Origin of the sequence: Escherichia sp. MOD1-EC7003 (assembly GCF_002965065.1) — a bacterium.
Lineage (GTDB): Bacteria > Pseudomonadota > Gammaproteobacteria > Enterobacterales > Enterobacteriaceae > Escherichia.
This window is the reverse complement of sequence record NZ_PTRE01000172.1, coordinates 1-286: the sequence shown is the minus strand read 5'-3', so window position 1 is coordinate 286 and position 286 is coordinate 1. Positions and strand designations below refer to the sequence as shown.

The following is a 286-nucleotide window of genomic DNA, read 5'->3' as shown; positions in this document are numbered from 1 at the left end:
GAGGCGGACAATAACATCGCTGAAAATGCGTTGCGGATGGTCAGTCTGGGCCGCAAAAACTACCTGTTCTTCGGTTCGGATCATGGAGGAGAGCGGGGAGCGCTGCTGTACAGCCTGATCGGGACGTGCAAACTGAACGGAGTGGAGCCAGAAAGCTACCTCCGCTATGTCCTTGACGTCATAGCCGACTGGCCGATAAACCGGGTCGGCGAACTGCTCCCCTGGCGCGTAGCACTGCCGACTGAATAACACATCCCCGTCAATACGGTTCTTGCTGCACGCTTAC

At 57.0% G+C, this 286-nt stretch carries 1 protein-coding gene; it reads left to right on the top strand.

The features are described 5' to 3' along the window. Window positions 1–249: transposase domain-containing protein (locus tag A7090_RS22780; RefSeq protein ID WP_000330190.1), on the top strand; the 249-nt coding region annotated here is incomplete at its 5' end. Between the last annotated feature and the right edge of the window lie 37 nt (window positions 250–286).